Origin of the sequence: Polaromonas aquatica (genome assembly GCF_042659145.1) — a bacterium.
In the GTDB taxonomy this organism is placed as follows: domain Bacteria; phylum Pseudomonadota; class Gammaproteobacteria; order Burkholderiales; family Burkholderiaceae_C; genus Polaromonas; species Polaromonas aquatica.
In genome coordinates this window covers 1-528 of sequence record NZ_JBHSRS010000022.1, presented here as the reverse complement: position 1 = coordinate 528, position 528 = coordinate 1, and the positions used below count along the sequence as shown (strand labels likewise).

The window sequence follows — 528 nt, the reverse complement described above, 5'->3', positions numbered from 1 at the left end:
AGCCTTGGTGGAAGAAGCCGCAGCCGCAGCGGCTTCCCTGCAGGAGCAGGCCAGTGGCTTGTCCCAGGTGGTCAGTGTGTTCAGGCTGGGCGGTGGTGAGCGACGTAGCGCCCCTGTGGCGCTGGTTGGGTATCAAAAGGGCCTGTAGCCATTGATGAGTGCGCGCAGACAGCTATTGTTTTGATAGCACTGCCTATCGGCCCGGAAAACCTCCAGGTGTATGCGTGCCTTGCCTGGGCATGCCTTGAAGCGCGTCGTATGTGATTAAGGTGCCTTAAATATCAATGAATTTGATGGGCAAATCAAATTTATTGATTTACCTCAATTTTCTCGATAAGTTACCGATAAGCAGGCTGGGGCATATGCTGCGGCAGGTTTGTCACATACCCGGGTGCGTCTGTGCGCGGCCGGGCGTATGCCTCCCATTGTCCAAGGAGCGCATATTTATGAATACGACAACAAACAAGCCCCATCCGGCATTAGCAGCGGGAACGCCCGCGGGTGGCCCGTCCGGCAAGGCACTGGAAT

The 528-nt window shown here is 55.9% G+C and carries 1 protein-coding gene; it reads left to right on the top strand.

Annotated elements, in window-relative coordinates; translation table 11 throughout:
- Positions 1-284: 284 nt before the first annotated feature.
- On the top strand, positions 285-528 hold a 244-nt coding region (locus tag ACFQND_RS12170), incomplete at its 3' end, for a hypothetical protein (RefSeq protein ID WP_377413588.1).